Origin of the sequence: Chryseotalea sanaruensis, assembly GCF_003990915.1 — a bacterium.
Taxonomy (GTDB): domain Bacteria; phylum Bacteroidota; class Bacteroidia; order Cytophagales; family Cyclobacteriaceae; genus Chryseotalea; species Chryseotalea sanaruensis.
The window spans coordinates 480528-496545 of the sequence record NZ_BHXQ01000003.1 but is presented as its reverse complement, the minus strand read 5'-3'; the positions used below and the strand labels follow the sequence as shown (position 1 = coordinate 496545).

At 37.6% G+C, this 16018-nt stretch carries 15 protein-coding genes; 4 read left to right on the top strand and 11 right to left on the bottom strand.

What is annotated here, in order from left to right; all coding sequences use genetic code 11:
- The first annotated feature begins 114 nt into the window (after positions 1 to 114).
- From SanaruYs_RS10105 to SanaruYs_RS10095, 3 genes are all read left to right on the top strand, one after another.
- The gene (locus SanaruYs_RS10105) at positions 115 to 2544 is read left to right on the top strand and encodes an ABC transporter permease (RefSeq protein ID WP_127122431.1); all 2430 of its coding nucleotides are present in this window, start codon (positions 115 to 117) and stop codon (positions 2542 to 2544) included.
- 174 nt (positions 2545 to 2718) lie between these two features.
- On the top strand, positions 2719 to 5136 hold the full coding sequence (locus tag SanaruYs_RS10100; RefSeq protein ID WP_127122430.1) for an ABC transporter permease: 2418 nt from the start codon (positions 2719 to 2721) through the stop codon (positions 5134 to 5136).
- A gap of 82 nt (positions 5137 to 5218) precedes the next feature.
- A complete protein-coding gene (locus SanaruYs_RS10095; RefSeq protein ID WP_127122429.1) occupies positions 5219 to 5494 on the top strand; it encodes a hypothetical protein in 276 nt (91 codons plus the stop codon).
- A gap of 41 nt (positions 5495 to 5535) precedes the next feature.
- Here SanaruYs_RS10095 and SanaruYs_RS10090 read toward each other — a convergent pair whose 3' ends face one another.
- From SanaruYs_RS10090 to SanaruYs_RS10070, 5 genes are read right to left on the bottom strand one after another with little or no spacing between them, the layout of a single operon-like run.
- Entirely contained in the window at positions 5536 to 6234 is a 699-nt protein-coding gene (locus SanaruYs_RS10090) for a lycopene cyclase domain-containing protein (protein WP_127122428.1), read from the bottom strand.
- Positions 6235 to 6245: 11 nt separating this feature from the next.
- Complete coding sequence (locus tag SanaruYs_RS10085) at positions 6246 to 6740, bottom strand: sterol desaturase family protein (RefSeq protein WP_127122427.1); 495 nt, start codon at positions 6738 to 6740, stop codon at positions 6246 to 6248.
- Position 6741: 1 nt separating this feature from the next.
- Positions 6742 to 7299: an SRPBCC family protein gene (locus SanaruYs_RS10080; RefSeq protein WP_306307930.1), complete on the bottom strand. Its 558-nt coding sequence runs from the start codon at positions 7297 to 7299 to the stop codon at positions 6742 to 6744.
- Positions 7262 to 7972, bottom strand: a complete 711-nt coding sequence (locus SanaruYs_RS10075) for a hypothetical protein (RefSeq protein ID WP_127122426.1) — start codon at positions 7970 to 7972, stop codon at positions 7262 to 7264. The genes SanaruYs_RS10080 and SanaruYs_RS10075 overlap by 38 nt, the downstream gene beginning before the upstream one ends.
- Positions 7973 to 7993: 21 nt before the next feature.
- Positions 7994 to 9820 carry an LTA synthase family protein gene (locus SanaruYs_RS10070; protein WP_160118631.1) on the bottom strand — a complete coding sequence of 609 codons (1827 nt, stop codon included), beginning with the start codon at positions 9818 to 9820 and terminating at the stop codon, positions 7994 to 7996.
- A gap of 371 nt (positions 9821 to 10191) precedes the next feature.
- Between SanaruYs_RS10070 and SanaruYs_RS10065 the strand changes: the two genes are divergently transcribed.
- Positions 10192 to 11898 carry an amidohydrolase gene (locus SanaruYs_RS10065; RefSeq protein ID WP_127122424.1) on the top strand — a complete coding sequence of 569 codons (1707 nt, stop codon included), beginning with the start codon at positions 10192 to 10194 and terminating at the stop codon, positions 11896 to 11898.
- A 62-nt stretch (positions 11899 to 11960) separates the two neighbouring features.
- On the opposite strand, the gene SanaruYs_RS10060 is transcribed toward SanaruYs_RS10065, so the two are convergent.
- From SanaruYs_RS10060 to SanaruYs_RS10035, 6 genes are all read right to left on the bottom strand, one after another.
- Complete coding sequence (locus SanaruYs_RS10060) at positions 11961 to 12551, bottom strand: YdeI/OmpD-associated family protein (RefSeq protein WP_127122423.1); 591 nt, start codon at positions 12549 to 12551, stop codon at positions 11961 to 11963.
- A 33-nt stretch (positions 12552 to 12584) separates the two neighbouring features.
- Complete coding sequence (locus SanaruYs_RS10055; protein WP_127122422.1) at positions 12585 to 12932, bottom strand: hypothetical protein; 348 nt, start codon at positions 12930 to 12932, stop codon at positions 12585 to 12587.
- Between the two features lie 150 nt (positions 12933 to 13082).
- A complete protein-coding gene (locus tag SanaruYs_RS10050; RefSeq protein ID WP_127122421.1) occupies positions 13083 to 14177 on the bottom strand; it encodes a DUF6544 family protein in 1095 nt (364 codons plus the stop codon).
- On the bottom strand, positions 14174 to 14644 hold the full coding sequence (locus SanaruYs_RS10045; protein ID WP_148115041.1) for a hypothetical protein: 471 nt from the start codon (positions 14642 to 14644) through the stop codon (positions 14174 to 14176). The genes SanaruYs_RS10050 and SanaruYs_RS10045 overlap by 4 nt, the downstream gene beginning before the upstream one ends.
- Before the next feature lie 164 nt (positions 14645 to 14808).
- Entirely contained in the window at positions 14809 to 15684 is an 876-nt protein-coding gene (locus tag SanaruYs_RS20090; RefSeq protein ID WP_160118630.1) for an SRPBCC family protein, read from the bottom strand.
- Positions 15681 to 16010, bottom strand: coding sequence for an ArsR/SmtB family transcription factor (locus SanaruYs_RS10035; RefSeq protein ID WP_127122419.1), 330 nt, complete (start codon positions 16008 to 16010; stop codon positions 15681 to 15683). The genes SanaruYs_RS20090 and SanaruYs_RS10035 overlap by 4 nt, the downstream gene beginning before the upstream one ends.
- Positions 16011 to 16018: the final 8 nt, after the last annotated feature.

The following is a 16018-nucleotide window of genomic DNA, read 5'->3' as shown; positions in this document are numbered from 1 at the left end:
TGACAATTGACTAAGTAGCGTGTGGATGAAGTCAATTTTTATTTATAGAATCGTGTAACATCGAATGAAAACTAAGCGTCCAAGGAATGTAAAAGACTCTTAAACGAACTTCATATGTTAAAGAACTACATTCTGATCGCCTTACGTACCATTGGTAAACATCGCACCTTTTCCTTTATCAATATTTTCGGATTGGCCGTAGCCATGTCTATTTGCATGGGCATTATTATGCTGGTAGCCGATCAGATGATGGTTGACAGACATAATCCGTTAGCGGAAAGAATTTATAGAATTAACTCTATTCCTTATTATAGAGAGGAGGGTAATCTACCAGGTAATGAAACAGCTACTACAACTTTGCCTTTAAAGGAGGAGTTGCTTACCAAATATACGGGTGTTGAAAAAGCGGTAAGACTTATGCGCGGTTTTGGTAATAGCTGGATGGAGTTGGAGCCTGGCCACGATATTAACATACCTGTTAGTGGTTATTTTGCAGATCCTGAAGTACTTGAAGTTTTTAATCACGAATTGCTCTACGGGGATGCATCGACTGCTTTGATTGAACCTTATTCTGTAGTGTTGACGAAAGAAGCCGCTGAAAAATTATTTAAAGTAGAAAATCCCGTAGGTGAATCATTAAAGGTTGGCGACTTAGGCACCTACAAGGTTACAGGTGTAATTAAAAAAACAGAAAACAGATCGCACATTATTTCAGAAGCTTTTGCCAGCATGGCTACCGTTAAAAGTTTACAAGCTGCTAAGGTGTTAGACGGTAACCTTGACAATTGGAATAATCATTCAAAGGGATGGGTTTATGTAGTACTTGAAGAGGGAAAAACTATTGAAGCGATTTTACCTCATCTTACTAAAATCAATCAAGCTCATTTTGGCGATCTGCCTGCTGATACTGGTGTTGAGGTAAAATATGTAGCACAAAACTTACTGGATATACTGCCAGGTAGAATGATCAATAACCCAATTGGTCCTTTCATGCCTTGGTTCCTTATCTATTTTTTATCTGGTATTGCAGGCATTGTCTTGATCACTTCATGTTTTAATTTCACTAATTTATCAATTGCGCGTTCATTAACCAGAGCCAGAGAGATTGGTGTTAGAAAAGTGACGGGTGCGATGCGTTGGCAACTATTCACACAGTTTATTAGTGAGTCTGTCGTGATTGCACTTTTCGCCTTAGTATTTGCTATTGCCTTGATATATGCATTACGTCCTTTTATTGAAGACCTTGCTTTCGCCAGATTTTTAAAATGGAATTTATCAGCAAATTATATAGTGTACGGAATTTTTCTGGTGTTGGCAGTTGTGGTAGGAATTGTGGCGGGTTTGTTCCCAGCAGTAGTGCTGTCAGGATTTCAGCCAATCAAAGTGTTGAAAAATATGAACAACACAAGGTTGATGTCCAAGGTGGGATTAAGAAAAGCTTTACTGGTTATTCAGTTTTCATTGTCGATGATTTTTATACTCACCGTTATTGTGCTCTACAATCAACTGAATTTGTTTTTACACAACGACAATGGATTCACCACTGAAAATAAACTAATTGTTCCCGCTAACAGTACGTCACTAACAGCACTTAAAACAGAGCTGGAGAAAGAAAGTAATATTACAAGCGTATCAATTGTTTCGCATGTACCGCTTACAGGCATTGGTTATGGCCAGGATATAAAACTCTCAGCAGATGAGAAGGATTGGCGCAACATTAATTACTATGCCGTTGATGAAGACTATCTACATAATATGAATATCAAGTTAGTAGCTGGTAAATTTTATTCAAACGAACTCAATACTTCTAATGCAAATTTTGTTGTACTAAATGAAGAAGCGGTAAAATCATTCCAGCTAGGTACACCGATGGATGCCATTGGTAAGACCATTCTTTTTAGAAGAGACTCAACAGAGAGACAAGTTATTGGAGTAGTAAAAGATTATTTCTATGAATTTTTTGGCGATCGTATAAGTCCAATGGCTTTAATGTATAATCCCGAAGAGTTTAATCAATTGCAGATTGTGTACACTGGTGATTTTAAACAAGCTTCTGCTACTGTTGAAAAAGTATGGACAAGTATTAATCCAGGTATCAAAGTTGATGTGCGCGATTTTGAAGCTGAGTTAGGTGAGCTTTTTCAAATCATATTCGGCACACTATTGCGTGTTATCAGCTTTGTGGCCTTTTTGGCTATCGTAATTTCTTGTTTGGGTTTATTGGGTATGGCAACGTACACTATTGAAACAAAGAAGAAAGAAATCGCTATACGAAAAATATTAGGTACTAGTAATGGATCACTTGTATTTAATTTATCTAAAGGATATGTAATTATTTTGCTATTAGCCATTCTTATTTCAGTGCCTGCGGCTTACTTCATGAATAATTTTTGGTTACAGAATCTGGCTTATCATGTGAATGTCGATTTCGTAACTATATCAATTGGTATTTTGGTGTTGATTTTCTTCGGCTTGTTTACGGTAGGTTCGCAAACTATACAGGCGATAAGAATTAACCCTGTTGATAATTTGAAGAATGATTAAATAGAAAACTTCGAATCCATCTCTTGACATGAAATCCGTCAGACCGGTACATACGTAAGTATTCAGCGGTCAGACGGATTCTCTCCGTTCTAAATGGATTAGTAGAAAATTATATAAATAACAAGCAACCTTTGCAACCATTCAACCGTCTGAATACCACCAACCCTTACAATTATGTTGACCAACTATTTCAAAATAGCCATCCGAAATATAAAAAAGCATAAATTTTATTCGGCAATTAATATTTCCGGGCTTGTTATCGGTATTGCTTGTTGCTTACTGATTTTTGTTTATGTGAAAGATGAGCTTAGCTACGATCGTTTTCACAGTAATGTAGAAAATATGTACCGTATTGGTTTACATGGTAAAATTGCTGGTCAAGAAATTTTTACTACTAATTCATGTTTGCCGCTAGGGCCAACCATGCAGGATGAAATTCCTGGTGTAGAATCAATGACACGCTTAAACCCCTTTGGCAGAAACAGAGGTGTTGTATTTAAATATGAAGAGAAAATTTTCTCTGAATTTAATATACATTATGCAGACTCTAATTTCTTTGACTTCTTCAGTTTCGAATTATTGGCTGGTGATAGAGCAACGGCATTAAAAGAACCAAATTCAGTGGTCATTACTGAGTCGGTTGCTAAAAAATATTTTGAAAGCGAGCCCCTGGGTAAAATGCTTGTAATCGGAAATGGTAACGAGACCTTCAAGGTAACTGGTATTGTGAAAGAAGCACCAACGAATTCACATTTGAAATTTTCAGCTTTACTTTCTTTCTCCACTATCTTAGACGATCCTAATGAAATCTTTCCCGGCTGGACAGGTAACTCACTACAAACATACGTAACACTTAATCCACAGACAAAGCTCGAAGATGTAAATGCAAAATTGGAAGATGTGGTGGCCAAATACGTTGGCGTAGAATTGGAGCAAGGTCTTGGAATTAATTTTGATGAGTTTAAAAAGCAAGGCGGTATCTATAGTTATGTCGCTTATCCTATTGTAGATTCCCATTTACGAAATAAATTTCCGGATGATTTAGAACCAACAAGCGATATTAGATACGTCTACATTTTCTCCGGTATCGGTATTTTTATCTTGCTACTGGCTTGCATCAATTTTATGAATCTTTCTACAGCACAGTCTGCTGGTCGAGCCAAAGAAGTAGGCTTACGTAAAACACTTGGTTCTCAACGTGGAGAAATGGTGTGGCAGTTTTTGTCTGAATCATTTGTATATAGTTTAATAGCAGTAGTCATTTCTATTTTTGTTTGCTATGCTTCCCTACCATATTTCAATTTACTATCTGGTAAGCAATTGACTCTTGAAGCGTTGCAAGATCCCATGTTTTTTATATCTGCTGCAGGACTTGTTTTGTTAGTAGGTTTTTTGGCGGGCAGTTATCCAGCTATTTATCTTACTTCATTCAATGTGGTAGAAGTATTAAAAGGAAAGGTACGTGGTGGTATGAAAACCAAAGGCGTTCGTAGCTCATTGGTAGTGTTTCAATTTGCAGTCTCTATCTTTTTAATTATAGCCACCATGGTTGTGTATTTGCAAATCGATCATATGCAAAACAAGAACATGGGTTTGGACCAGCGCAACGTACTGGTATTGAAAAATGTAAATCGCCTGAATACACAACGACCTGCGTTTAAGAATTCTATCATTGAGCAAAGTGGTGTAGTGGGTGCATCTTACGCCAACAATACCTTTCCCGGAGCAAACAACATTAATGTGTTTCGTGCCAAAGGTGTAGAGGTAGATCATCTCCTAATGAAATATTATGCTGATTGGGATCATGAAGATGTGTTGAAGTTTACCATAAAGGAAGGTAGGTTTTTGTCGAAAGATTTTGCTTCCGATTCAATGGCTTGTATAATCAACGAATCTGCTATGCGTGAATTTGGCTGGACCGAGGGCGTAGGTAAGGAAATTATCGATTTTAATTTCGAAACACCACAAACGATTCAAGTTGTTGGTGTAGTTGAAGACTTTAATTTTGAATCACTAAAAAAGAAGGTTATGCCAGTCTTGATAAGACTTACCGAGCAGTCTTCTAATTTGTACATCCGTTATAATGGTTCACCAAAAGATGTCATCGCATCTGTAGAAGCTATTTGGAAACAATATGCACCAGGTGATCCTTTTGAGTATGTATTCTTAGATGAAAATTTTGACACCTTATTCAGAGAGGAACAACGTTTGCGTGATATCTTCACCGTATTCTCTTCACTAGCTATCGCCATTGCTTGTTTGGGATTATTTGCACTTGCAGCTTTTACTACAGAACAACGCACCAAAGAAATTGGTATCAGAAAGGCTTTGGGAGCCTCCGTTACAAACCTTTCGTTGCTATTATCTAAAGAATTTGTAATTCTGGTGCTGATTGCACTTATTCCAGCTATAGGCTTAGGTTGGTATTTAGCGAATTGGTGGTTAGCTGATTTTCCATATAGAATTGAATTAAGCCCCCTTATTTTTATAGGAAGTGCAATTGTATCTATTCTAATTGCATGGCTTACTGTGAGTTACCAATCTATTAAAGCGGCTTCGGCTAAACCTATCGACTCCTTGCGATATGAATAAGCCTCTTCAATGTTAAGTTTATGTTACCACACTTATTATTTACATAACATTGCATACATTGAGTGTTCATTTGCCACTTGTTATGGAGAAGAATAAATTGAACAAAAGAAAAATTGCATCAGACTTATCAGAAGCATTCAGTACCGCGATAACCTCAATTGAAGGAGCGCGTGCAGGAAGAAAGCTGAAAAAATTAGTTGCTAAAAGTGCAAAGAAGATTGCGGGTAGAATAGCTGAACAAATTAAGCGCGATCTGAAAAAAGCACAAGCCGCTTCAAAATCTATTACTAAAATGGAGGGTGCCTTAAACGGTGAGAAGAAGAAAAAGAAAGTGAAAACTGAAAAGGCTCCGAAATAGGAGCCTTTTTTATACAATCAATTTAAACGCAACTCGAGTTTTTATTTCGCTCCAAATCTTTTTTTGAAAGCTTCATACAAAGTTGTCACCATTAACAACATCAACATGTTGTAAAACAAATCATCAAATGGGATTGTGCCCATTCGTATATTTAGATTCTCTGCATTATTGTACCAAACCACTTCTTCATCAATGAAAGAACCGGTAAGCACTCCGTTTACCAGAAAGAATGGAATTAAAACAAAAATGTAAGCAAAGTAAAACTTTCCTAGATATTCGCTCTTCCACCAATACAAATGCATTAGTAGAAAAATACCAAGACTTATAAAAGTAACCGATGTATACCAACGATGCGTATTCAATACCCCCGTTATCAACACAAATCCTATTATTACCCAAGTGATTACAGTGCTATAAGGTTTTAAATAATCTCTGCTGGCGAGATGCTGCGAAGAAAAATAAATAAAAACACAAGCATAAGGAATGAAGAGGAAGAATAACACCTCTTCCAAAGGCAAACTACCAAGGTATATGCCGGTAAGATAACGACTATTGAACCCCCAAATACCCATTTGAGTGAACACTTCATCCCAGATTATAAAAATTAGTGCTGTTATTAGTAAGGCGGGAAATAAAAATTTCCATTCCTTAGAAAAATTTGCTTTATGATAAAAACTAAATAGAAAAGGAAATGAAATAGATCCTATGTCTAACGCGAGATATAAATAATGTTCGTTCAAAACTGTTGGATCTATTGTGTTGCCTGACGATCTTTTTTTAGTTCCAGGTGATTCACATCATATTTTTTTGGTGCTATTAAAAAACCAAAGGCTTCACAATCCTCTTTGGTGTGTTTAGCATGATGTATATAGTGTGCTTGAATCATTCTATTTAAATAATTGCTTCGCTTCTTTGGTCTCCACTTTATACGTTGGTGCACAATTACATCGTGAAAAATTAAATAGAATAGCCCATAACAAAGTATGCCCACTGCTACAGAAAATAAGTAGGGACTTTTGTAAACAGTTGTTGAAATAATAAAGAGTGTAATTGAAGGTATACTGAACACTACAGCAAACCAATCATTCTTTTCCACGGCATGATCATGTACAGTGTGGTGCGACTTGTGCCATGTCCATAAGAAGCCGTGCATTACATATTTGTGTGTAAACCAGGCAACAAATTCCCAAAACAAAAAAGTACCAATCGCAATAATGACACAAAGACTAATCGTAATCCAATCCATGTTAACTAACTTTTACTTTATCCGCAAAATACTCCTCTAACACCTTATAACGATGATCAAAAATAGCATTTACCGTGCGGCCTACAAACATCAGATTCGCTAAACGCCCTAGTAGCCCCAAAGGAATGCCATAATTTACCTCATCTACCATTTCAACCCCACCTGTCATCTCCTTAAACTGATGCTGGTGATGCCACAACGCATATGGGCCAAAACGCTGCTCATCTACAAAGTAATTGGGTTCTTGAACATGTGTAATTTCTGTTACCCAATGCATAGGTATAAACGGCAAACCATATACCTTATAACGGATAAGCTGCCCGGGATACATTTTCTCTCCTCCGGATCTATATAAAATATTGAAGCCCATGTGTTTGGGTGTAATCTTTTCTAAGTTGTTAGGCGTAGAAAAGAAATCCCAGGCCTCCTGAAGGCTTATCGGTAAAAACTGAGTGCGTTTTATGGTGTAAATTTTCATTGCACCTATAACACCAAAATCCTCTAATTGTTCTGCCTTTCTGCTATCTCCTTCTTCGTGGTTTGGCTTTAGCCTGACCACCACTGCTCATAAATACACCCACTGAAAACTCTAATCCAGTTAAGTCCATTTTGGCATCCTCATAATTGAAATCCTTAGTTTCAAGCGCAGCATTACCACCCGTATAAGAACCCTGCATAGCAAAACCTGCCGCGCCTGCCAAGTAATTAGTTTCTAACGATATACCTATCTGTTTTGTAACATTTACGGTTAATTCCGCACCAGCCATCCAACCATAACCTGGCTGACTTTTAAAACTCGCCTCGGCATTAGCAACTTGCCAGTTCTCCGCGGTGCGTATGGCTTTATCTAGGTGACCAAAGTTTAGTTTATTGGCAAAGGGCAAAAAGCCAAATCCACCACCCTTTATCTCGAAAGATGCACCATTACCCCTGAGTGCAAAAACGAGTTGCACGGGAACAAAAAGCGTGAAGTTAGGACCAACAATAGGTTCTTTTGTACTAAGGGGTATGTCTTTTACCATCAGACCCGACATGCGATAAAGCGAAGCGCCAGTTTCTAATGATATGTAGTTGTTAAAATTTACACCAACGCCTCTAAGTGAAAAGGGACTAATGGGTGTAGAGAAGTATCCATTCTTTGGAATGAAGTAAGAAAATGAAAGGCCAAAGTCTTGTGCTTGCGTTAGCGTACACAGTAGTAACAGAATGGATAGTGAATAATATTTTTTCATCTGAGCTACGATTGTTGTAAACTATCGTTTATTAAAATCTGAATACAATTTTTGCTGATAAGCTTTTCCTAATTCCATTTCAGCTTCGCTTACATTTTCAACTTTTACAAAAATTTTAGCGGTGTTGTCATAAACCATAAGCTTATTCTCTGGTAATACAAATCCAAAGCCATCGTGGAAGAAGAACGCTGCATGCTGATTTATCGTATTGGCGAAAAGATTTTTACTGAAGATAAATTCAGGTGAGGCAGCGTTTAATTGGGCCAGTAAGGTATTAGCAATATCAGTCTGACTCCCCACGGTATGAATAACAGAGTCCGTTTTGAGCGCACCACCTAAAAAGAGTAGCGGTATTTGGAAACGTTCTTTTGATTGCAAAATCTGATTGCCTGGCAAGGTATGTCCATGATCTGCAGTAAGGATTACCAAAGTATTATCCCAATCTTTTCTGGTTTTAAGTTTGTCTATAAAAGCACCAATACAACTATCTGTATAATGACAAGAATTGAAGAATCGATGGTCGAGGGTGTTGTCTGTAAACTTAGGTTTTGCAGGAACGTCAAAAGGCTCGTGACTACTTTGTGTTAACCATACTTTAAAAAATGGAGCCTGTGTTGTATCCAATTCTTCAAGTACTCGTAAACCAACAAAGCCGTCATGCACACCCCATTTTGAGTTATTTAAATCTCTATCAAAATCTTCATCTTCAGTAAGGGCATCAAATCCTGAAGCTGTTATGTAGGACCTGAAGTTGGCAAAGTCAGCATCACCACCATAAATAAATGAAGTTCTATAGCCTAGTGCTTCCATTTTTTTATTTAACGATGGGAGATTTTGTGTTTTACCCGGAAATTTAATGATAGAGGAATTGGGCTGAGAAGGATAGGCACTCAGAATACCGGTTAGTCCTTTATCAGTACGTGTGCCGCTGGCATAAAAATTATCAAAGATTATACCTTCTTTACTGAGTTCGTTAATGCGTGGTGTAACACCTGGGGCACCACCAAGAACTTCTATAACAGCTGCCGTATAACTTTCTATGATAACCAGTATAACATTGGGCTTTGGCGTGTTCAGTATGCTGTAGGTTGAATCGCTAACAGGATAAAGTTCTTGAAAATGTTTTTCAGTAAGTTGCTGATCAAAAAAAGTTTCAGGGTACACAACACGGGCACTACTGCTCAGACTTCTGAAGAAATTCCAGACGACATTTATTGCAGCATGGTTGGCATACATTTTTGTTGTATGAAAATAAACAAAGCCTGTGTTCATGGTAGCCACCGTAAAACTTCCTCTGATGCAGAGCACCATTGAGGCAGTCAGTAGCAGGAATATGAGAGCTGATTTTTTAGGGGCAGCGATTAAATTCCAGATAGTTGGTGCAATCCATCGTAAGTAAAGCCAAACAAGGGCAAAGGCTAATGCAGCACCAATTAACAATACTTTAATGGCTACCCATATATCAATGCTACCTAATGCACCAGAGCCCATGTAAAATAGGGGAGTGTTGTTCATGCGAAAACCCCAGTGTCTGTAAAGTTCAATATCGACTATAACTATTATGATTTGCAAAAACAAGGCAATCATGGATAGGCTAAAAAGTGCATAGTAAATCCAGCGGCCTTTAATGAGTGTAGATGCGGTTAAAAAAAGTCCTGACAAAAGCATAACATAGCCTGCCATACTTAAATCCATAGGCATGCCATATGCCAGCGACAACAGGATTTCCTTGAAAGTGAGCTGACTACTTAAATCGAAGTTATAGACGAGAAAACTAATGCGGATGACTGACATAAAAAGCATCCAGTAGAGCATTAGTTTAGCAAAAATCCAGAGACGTGCGCGCATAGATTGGTTAAAAACGCAAAGATACAGTTTTAGGATACGTTTAGTACCATAAATACGCATTTGTAAAACCAGAAAACTAGGTGAAATTTAACCATGCATCAATGAATGAATTTATTTTAAATCATTCGAGTGAATGACAATAACTGAGTTTTCGCTCTCAGACACCTCTTTTCAAGTATCTTCTCCCGTTAGGGGACGATACGATCTGTAGGATTTTTAGGGGATGGTTTTTTAACCATTAGCACATCACAGAATCAACCAATCAACACATCAAAATCGCTACCGCACAAATCATCTTATCGGCAACCACGGAATACTCAGATCATTTTTTAAAAAATATCCTTAACATTACAGTCTAAGCTTAAAACCCTATGCGCAATTACATTTATGTATTCATACTCGCGATGCTTTCATTCGCTTGTTCTAATCAGGAAACGGCAGATTTAGTCGTTAAAGGCGGTACCATTTACACCGCTGATGCCAATAACAGTACAGTTGAAGCAGTAGCAGTAAAAGGCAATAAAATAATAGCGGTAGGATCATTCGCTGATATCGAAAAATACATTGGTGAAAAGACTGAAGTAATAAACCTGGAAGGTAAAATAATGACACCCGGTTTTATTGAAGGTCATGGTCACATCATGGGTGTTGGTTATAACGAACTTAACCTCGACTTAATGAATGTGAAAAGTTATGAAGAGATGGTGGAGAAAGTGAAGGAGGCCGTAGCCAAAGCACAACCGGGTCAGTGGATTTTAGGAAGAGGCTGGCACCAGGATAAGTGGGATGTGAAGCCGGATAAAATGGTAAAAGGTTTCCAGACACATCAGTTGCTTAGCGAGGCTTCTCCGAATAACCCCGTGTTTCTGCGTCATGCCAGTGGGCATGCTGCTATTGCCAACGAAAAAGCTATGGAGTTGGCAGGCGTTAATCAATTATCGAAAGAAGCATTGAGCCAGACCTCAGAAGATGGTGGTGAAATTATAAAAGATGAATTAGGCAACCCTACCGGGATTTTTAATGAACGCGCCATGACACTTGTGGCGTCTAAGATTCCAGAGAATACTACAGAAACCGATAGACAAGCGTTGGAACTCGCCATTAAAGCATGTTGGCGCAATGGTATCACCAGCTTTCATGATGCAGGTGCTAGTCGCGAAAACATAGCCTTGTTTCAGAGCTTTCAGCAAGAAGGAAAATTGGGAGTACGCTTATACCCAATGCTAACAGGTTGGGATCTTGATTATGTTTACGAACTTTTTGAAAAAGGCCCGATTGTAGATAGCACTTACTTTTTAAATGTGCGTTCTGTTAAATTAAACTGCGATGGCGCCTTAGGGTCACGTGGTGCATGGTTATTAGAACCTTACACAGATCGTCCTGATTTCTCAGGTATGGCCACATACTCCATGGACACCGTGTTAAAAATTTCACGCAAAGCATTAGCTGCAGGCTTTCAGGTATGTGCTCATGCCATTGGCGACAGGGCCAATCAGGAAATACTAAATCGTTATGAGCAAGCCTTTACTGAAAATCCAGAAAAAGCAACAAACCATCGTTTTAGAATTGAGCATGCACAGCATTTGCATCCCAATGATATTGGGCGCTTTGCTAAGTTAGGTGTAATACCGGCTATGCAAGCCATACACATGAGCAGCGACAGACCTTGGGCTATTGACAGGCTAGGAGAGAAGCGCATTAAAGAAGGTGCTTACATGTGGCAAACACTATTGAAGTCAGGAGCGGTAATTGTTAACGGCACGGATGCACCGGTAGAACCTTTAACACCGATTCCATCTTTCTACGCATCTGTAAGTCGCATGACGTTGAAAGGTGAACCTGCAGGTGGTTATGAACCAGAAGAAAAAATGACGAGAGAGCAGGCTTTACGCTCTTACACTGTGGGCGCAGCTTTTGGTGAATTTGCAGAAAAAGTAAAAGGATCAATTGAAGTAGGGAAGCTGGCTGACTTCACTGTTTTTACGAAAGACATTATGAAAGTAAGTGAAAAAGAAATTCTAGAGGCAGAAGTAGCCATGACGGTTGTTGATGGGAAAGTTGTTTATAGAAAAGAATGAATCAGACGTTAGACGTAATATTTTAGATTTCAAATTTGAAATTTGAAATTTGAAATTTGAAATTACTTCGGAACATACTGATTTGCTTTTTCGTTTTTAGCAGCGAGTCTCACAGTTTCTTCAACTCTCTTCAAGCGTGTCTCTGGTCTTTTGGCGTTGTATATCCAATCTAGAATACCGCGTCTTGAGGATGGAGAGAATTGCTGCCAATAAGTATGAGCTTTGGTGTTTTTATCAAACAATACCTGAAGATCATCTGGTATAATAAGTTGATCGACTTTGTCTAACGCTTCCCAGGTACCATTTTGTTTGGCGATAGCTATGGCTGCATAGCCCGCTTCAGTTATCAGGTCTTGGGCAATCAGTTTTTCTACTTTGAGTTTGTTTACTTTACTCCAGTTGCTTTTAGGACTTCTCTTCGAAAAGAACTGGTAATAGCTTTCATCGTCTCTTTTGTTTGGCTTACTGTCTATCCAGCCAAAGCAGAGCGCTTCATCTACCGCTTCAGGGTAGTAGACGCTTTTTGTGGCACTGCTTTTTTTATAGATGATAAGCCAAACTGATTTTTTAGTTAAGTGATTTTTACGTAACCAATCCCGCCAGGTCTTTTGATTTTTGGCATAAAAGGCAGGAGTGCCATCATACGATTCCATGGCTTGCTTGGTATTATTAAAAGAACTGCGAATTTAAAGTGCTTCGAATTTCTTCTTTAATGATGGTGAAAGCTTTTCAAAATCTTTGAAAGTGATAACAACTACACCATAAGTACTTTCTCCATATGCAAGTGCATCTACTCCTTTGAGAACCTGAATTTCCTTGATGGTATTAGGGTCAATTTTTTCAAAACTTATCTCCTTCTTTTTCTCGTTATTGAAAACAAGCGTTTTATCGTCTACTTTTAAAACAAACGTAGGCTGCTGTGAACTGTGACTATAGGTCTTTACTCGGTCAAATATTCCTACTTCATCCTGTGCAAAACTCACGACAGGACTTAATAAAAGCAATAGTGCAAATAGAAGTAAGGTCTTTTTCATATAATTGGAGATCAGTTTAGAGTTAGGATTTTTTCTATTGAACTAATGTACCATAAAATTCCAAAATGATAAGCACTGCACTTTTCTTTTTAATAAGAATCACCTGAAATTTTGGTAAGCTTATTACAATCGCTTGTTTGCAACTTCAAATTATTTTTTATCCGTACAGTTGTATTTTACGGATGAGACTTCAAAAGTTCCATAGCACAAGTCTCTATCTGGATAGGTATAAATAGTTTCCGCATATCCAGCTAATTTGTAGCCATTCATTTCTCTATATCTCCCTAGTGGTGTCGACCATGGTAATTTCTTTCCAGCGTCAGTGTTGTATCTATCGTCAGATTTAAAGTTGATTAGTTCCCCAGCTTCATTAAAGAATAGAAATGCAGTAATGGTAATTCCATTATTAGTAAAGGCTGCTTTAACCATATTTTCGTCCATTACTTGCCACGATATTCGCTCATCAATCAAGGTTGCGGGCGCCATGCAACACATGTCATTAAAAAAAGTGACTGTTTCCGCTATGTCCATTTCAACACCATCTTTATACTGAACTTTAAAAAGAGAGAGCAGACGTATGTCCATGTAGGCATCTCCGTTTTTATAGAGATGATAACCCGCTATAGGAAGGCGCTTCATGACGGCTTTCATGAAAAACAAACGCGTGGGTATCTCCATAAAGTTATACTGCTCAGAAGTAAAAGGCATCCATTCTGTTTGTTCATTTTTCCTAATTTTTCCAGTAAACTCAACTTTGAAATTATTTACTTTTGGTTTACCGATAGAACCAGTATAACGAATGTATTTTCTCACCGGCTCTGGCAAATGCTGAATATCCATTTCGGTGAGTAGTGAATTTTGAAAATGCGCTTTCTGCTGCAAATTATTTTTAACGTCATGCTGATATTTGTTAGAATAACGCCAGGTACCATATCCAACAATGGATGTAATTAGAATGATCACATTTGCAATTGTTCCAAACTTTGCATCGTTCCAGGATAGTATGATTACAATTTGCGAAATTACAACTGCTGTAATGGAGAAAATGGTCCAATATTCTTTTTTTAGCATGAACAATGTTGCAGAAGTAACAAACAACAAAGTGGCTATTAACCATATTATGCCAACTGGTTTTGAAATGGCGATGGTTAACTGTTTTATTTCAACATATCGAAATGCATTTGCAAAACCCATCAAATGAATGAGGCCATGGAGTGTTAAGACTATTATAAATACTATTCTCACTTATCTTGTGTTTTGTGTATGTAGAAATTTGAGTTTGCATGAAGATTTGAATTATGGTCTAGTGATTTAAATGCACCTCTTAGAATCACTCCCAAAGTTATTAATGCTACACTGATGGAGAGCATTGAAAAATGAAGACCATTAAAGTCTCTTACTAAAATTACTTGAATTATTATCCAACCAGAAAGTAGTAATCCTTGTACTATAATTAGGCTCGCATAATATTTGCGCTTTCTTATGGTCAGGATGGCAACAATCACATTCATTAGACCATTTACTATAAGCAACGTTATTCCAGGAATCAAATAATTCAGGAAGGGAGAATTTGATAAATAGGATGTAGACATTCCCATTTTTTTTCCTGTGGGGTCTACTATGAATAAGATCCCCGCAATTATACCGTTTATGCCTGTTAAGAGAAGAAGACAAATAGATAAGATTCTTGATATTTTGAAAAGCTTTTTCATCCTTTTGATGGGAATCAAATAACTATTCTAAATGTATTGCTAACAAGATTCGTAAAAAATGATTCTCATCAGTTTTTTGAAATATTTCTACTACGCTCCGCTAACCTTGGGAGGTAACCAGTAGCAACTTTTGAACTGCATATATTTTGATTCCTTCGATCGATCTACTTACTATCTACCTTAAATGGCATTCCGGTACCGTTCTCTAAGAAGGATTTTAAGCTGTCACAAAACTGTCTCCAACCAGTTGAGCAAATTTCATAACATTCAATAGCCGAGCTTAACCCAATATGTGTAACTCGAATAATTGTAGCTGTCTTATCTTTTTTAAACTCCCAGACAATACGTGTATTTAACCATTCACGCTTATTTTTCAATTCAGGAATATCAATTAATGTGTCTGTTACAAACCAAACAATTTTTTCTTGAGGAACGAGCTCATCAATCCGCATTGTTTTGAAAACAGCAGAACCGAACCGAACTGTAAATGATTCACCTAGTGTATTTGATATTCCTTCAAACATTTCGGTCCACCAAAGTGGTATTTCATTTGTAATAGATTCAAACGCTTTCTCATTTGAAACGTCTACCAGTATTTCATATTTAAAATCTGCAGACTTTAAATAATTGTTTAAGGAATTATTTATGATTTCATTCCAACCTTCTTCAAAATTATGCAGTGCAAAATCTGGATTTTCATTGGGAAATGTATCAATGCCGCTGTGGGTTAACCTGAGCAATGTTTTATTTCCTTGTTCTAGAAGTTCAAATGTTACAAATGAAATGCCTGTATACCCATCATACTTCCAACTATAGCTAAGTTTTTTATTAGGAATTACCTCAGTTACTTCACATAGGTGTACGTATTGAATTCCTTCCTCGTGACCGCCAAGAAATGTGAATTGATAACCTATTTCTGCCTTAAAACCGGGAAGGTTAAAATACCAGCCTTTCATTTCGTTGCTGTCCGTTAGTGCTTTCCAAACACGGGTGGCAGGCACGTCAAATACTTTTTCTAAGACGATGGTATTATTCTTCATTTTTTCTTTCTTTTCGGTTTACGATTATTACTCAAATGCAACTCAAGAGCATCTAACTTAGTTGTCCAAAAACGTCTATAAGTGTTGGTCCATTCTGAGACCTCTGCAAGTGTTTCTAATCGCGCTTCGCAATAGCGTTCTCTTCCCATTGTCCTGATTTTAATTAGTCCACATTCTGTCAGAATTTTTATGTGTTTCGAAATAGCAGGCCTGCTTATTTGGAATTTTTCCGCTACAGCATTCAGGTTTAAGGTTTCAGTGGCTAGCAGATTTATTATTTCGCGCCTTGTTGGATCTGCTATGGCCTGGAACACATCTCGTCTCATTTATTAAT

Bases quoted from the DNA above. Each gene is read 5' to 3' on its own strand.
- SanaruYs_RS10060 (WP_127122423.1), bottom strand. From the start codon at position 12,551: ATGGAATCGTATGATGGCACTCCTGCCTTTTATGCCAAAAATCAAAAG.
- SanaruYs_RS10035 (WP_127122419.1), bottom strand. From the start codon at position 16,010: ATGAGACGAGATGTGTTCCAGGCCATAGCAGATCCAACAAGGCGCGAA.
- SanaruYs_RS10065 (WP_127122424.1), top strand. From the start codon at position 10,192: ATGCGCAATTACATTTATGTATTCATACTCGCGATGCTTTCATTCGCT.
- SanaruYs_RS10070 (WP_160118631.1), bottom strand. From the start codon at position 9,820: ATGCGCGCACGTCTCTGGATTTTTGCTAAACTAATGCTCTACTGGATG.
- SanaruYs_RS10105 (WP_127122431.1), top strand. From the start codon at position 115: ATGTTAAAGAACTACATTCTGATCGCCTTACGTACCATTGGTAAACAT.
- SanaruYs_RS10100 (WP_127122430.1), top strand. From the start codon at position 2,719: ATGTTGACCAACTATTTCAAAATAGCCATCCGAAATATAAAAAAGCAT.
- SanaruYs_RS10045 (WP_148115041.1), bottom strand. From the start codon at position 14,644: ATGAAAAAGCTTTTCAAAATATCAAGAATCTTATCTATTTGTCTTCTT.
- SanaruYs_RS10055 (WP_127122422.1), bottom strand. From the start codon at position 12,932: ATGAAAAAGACCTTACTTCTATTTGCACTATTGCTTTTATTAAGTCCT.
- SanaruYs_RS20090 (WP_160118630.1), bottom strand. From the start codon at position 15,684: ATGAAGAATAATACCATCGTCTTAGAAAAAGTATTTGACGTGCCTGCC.
- SanaruYs_RS10095 (WP_127122429.1), top strand. From the start codon at position 5,219: ATGGAGAAGAATAAATTGAACAAAAGAAAAATTGCATCAGACTTATCA.
- SanaruYs_RS10075 (WP_127122426.1), bottom strand. From the start codon at position 7,972: ATGAAAAAATATTATTCACTATCCATTCTGTTACTACTGTGTACGCTA.
- SanaruYs_RS10085 (WP_127122427.1), bottom strand. From the start codon at position 6,740: ATGGATTGGATTACGATTAGTCTTTGTGTCATTATTGCGATTGGTACT.